Consider the following 3,010-nt stretch of genomic DNA (forward strand, 5'->3'; position numbering starts at 1 on the left):
ATTTAAGCCTGCATTTAAGAGTCATTAACTTGTGGCGTTGATGAGCCAAGTGGCAAAGGTATCGTTGCCTGGACACCTTGCAGCCATTGAGCAAACGTGCTTTATTGAAATCAGTGACTGATTATTTTGGAATGTTTGCATTATGTGCCGCTGGCTCGCCTACCAAGGAACTCCTATCTACCTCGATCAACTGGTTTATCAACCGGAACACTCTCTCGTGCACCAAAGTTTAGAAGCGCGTAAAGCGGTCACCCGTGTCAACGCTGATGGGTTTGGGCTGGGTTGGTATACCGAACGCACTACACCCGGGCAGTTTCATGAAGTCTTACCCGCTTGGGGAGATGAAAACCTGCGATCCTTAACGCATCATATTCGTTCTCACCGTTTTATGGCGCATGTGCGTTCGTCCACCGGAACGCAGGTTTCCCGTTCTAACTGTCATCCGTTTATTTTGGATCACTGGATGTTTTTACATAACGGGCAAATTGGTGAGTTTGAAAAAGTGAAATTCGCCTTAGAACGGCAGCTACCAGAATCGCTATACATCAAGCGTGTTGGGACAACGGATAGTGAATTGATTTTTTTATTGATGATGAGTAATGGGTTACGCAGTCAGCCAGTACAAGCCATTACGACCACGATTGGTCAAATTGCGCAGGCTTTGGCGGAGAAACAGATAGTCACACCTTTTAAAGCTTCGATTTGTATCTCTGATGGGCAAGATTTTTGGTTAGTGCGTTATAGCTCTGATGGTAATCCGCCGACCGTGTTTAGTAAAAGCGAAGGCGATAATATGGTGGTTGCGTCAGAACCCCTTGATAGTGAAAGTGGTTGGCAAATGATTGAGCCGCAAACCATTACTCATGTGATTGGCACTCAATGTACTGTGTATCCGATCACTTAGTTAGTGGTGGAAAAATTAGTAATGTATTGATATATAAGATCTATTGGTTAATCGATTGCTCTCTCATGAGAGCAATTCTTTTTTGAAGTAAGATCCTGGTTTCTGTGCATCAAGTTTCATTTTGTTGATGTGATTCTGATATAAATCGCGACTCATTCATTTCTATGATCTATAGAGAGTCGTTACTATGCTTATTGCTCCTGTTCCATCTATTCATTCCCCTTGTCCCAAACCTAATGCTTTGCTATTGGCATTATCGTTAGCAGGATTACCGTCTTTTTCTTATGCATTAGATGCCTGCCAGTTTAATGATATCACCCAAGCACAAGAGCCCATTTTAGCGATTAAAAATGCACAACCAGCCTGTTATAACTCGTGGTTTTATACCGATAGTAAAGCCATCTTGGGTCTATACAGTGAAAATAGTATAGACAGCATTAACCGAGCGCTGGCGTTAGAGGTTTCGCAATATCAAGGAACAGAAGCGCAAGCCAAATCTATTGCTAATTTGGGGGAGTTTATCCGTGCCGCGTATTATGTGCGCTATGGTGTAAAACAAGATTTTGGTGATTATTCGGACCAATTGAGTAATACGATTGCGGATACGATTAACCAGTTTATGTTATCGCCTTACAGTTTGAGCTTAGGTCGTGAACAAGTGGCGGCCATGTCGAGCTTAACGTTAATGGTCGATAACGTGAAACGCCTACCTTCAACGATGGCGAATTTCATCGTGCTATTGGACGCCTTTAACCCACAAACGGCGCAAGATGTGCAGTTTGTTGATGGTTTAAATAACTTATTTCGATCCATGAGCGGCCATGCTTCGCGTGATGATTTTTATCAAGACATTGAAGCCCATCCAGAATATTTGGAGACACTGTACCGTTTTGCCACTGAGCATGATTGGGCGTTAGGAACCGATGCCGATTTCATTTTGTACAATGCGGTGCGTGAAACGGGGCGCTTACTGGTTAGCCCTTACCCAAACACCAAAACTCGAGTCATTGCGATTTTAGAAAAAGTATTGGAACGTTACCCGCTGGGTGGACGTAGCGATAAACTCTGGATTGCTGCGGTTGAAATGCTTTCTTACTACGCGCCAGAGACATTGGAAGCGCTTAATTTAACGCAAGCTAAGCAGCAACTTGAACAGCGTATCATGCCAAATCGCCATCAATGTGATGGGCCTGCTATTATCCGCTCGCAAGGCTTAACACCTCAGCAAGCAGAGCAAGCGTGTGGCATTTTGAATGAGAAAGAAGCGGATTTCCATACTGTTGCCAACACGGGTTTCACGCCCGTGGCCGATGATCTCAATCAACAAGTGGAAGTGGTGGTATTTGATAGCAACGAAAGTTATGTCAGTTATTCCAACTTCTTGTTTGGCAATACCACTAACAACGGCGGGCAATACCTTGAAGGCAACCCGGCTGATGCCAACAACACAGCGCGCTTTGTCGCTTACCGATATGCGCAGGATGAGGCGTTGTCTATTCTCAATTTAGAGCATGAATATGTGCATTATTTGGACGGACGCTACAATCAATACGGTTCATTTTCTCTCAATTTAAGTGAAGGCCATATCGTGTGGTGGTTGGAAGGCTTCGCTGAATACATGCACTATAAAAAAGGCTACCAAGCGGCGGTAGACTTAATTGCTGAGAAAAAACTGAGCCTCACGCAAGTGCTAGCCACTACTTATCAAAATGACACCAATCAAATTTATCGCTGGGGCTATTTAGCGGTTCGTTTTATGCTGGAAAACCATCCCAATGAAGTGGGTCAACTGCTAGCACTATCACGTAGTGGTGATTTCAAAGCATGGGCTGAGCAAGTGAAACGGATCGGCAAAAGCCTAGACAGCGAATTTTCAACTTGGTTAGACACTTTGACAACGGACAGTGGTAATCCAGAAGATCCGACTGTGCCGCCAATTCAACCAGAAGACACGATGAATCATTTAGCGTTAGGGCAGAGTGTTACCTTGTCGGGTGAGCAGTACAGTGAACAACTCTATTATATTGATGTTCCAGATAATATCAGTGAATTGTCGATTAATATTAGCGGTGATGGTGACGCCGATCTTTATTTAAGTTATGAAAA

General features: G+C 43.9%; 2 protein-coding genes. Both read left to right on the plus strand.

Annotated elements, in window-relative coordinates:
* The first annotated feature begins 142 nt into the window (after positions 1 to 142).
* Positions 143 to 904, plus strand: coding sequence for a class II glutamine amidotransferase (locus tag B9J87_RS01705; protein ID WP_094149249.1), 762 nt, complete (start codon positions 143 to 145; stop codon positions 902 to 904).
* Between the two features lie 187 nt (positions 905 to 1,091).
* On the plus strand, positions 1,092 to 3,010 hold a 1,919-nt coding region (locus B9J87_RS01710; protein WP_094149250.1), incomplete at its 3' end, for a collagenase.

The organism is Vibrio sp. V19_P1S1T109, from assembly GCF_002241375.1.
Lineage (GTDB): Bacteria > Pseudomonadota > Gammaproteobacteria > Enterobacterales > Vibrionaceae > Vibrio > Vibrio anguillarum.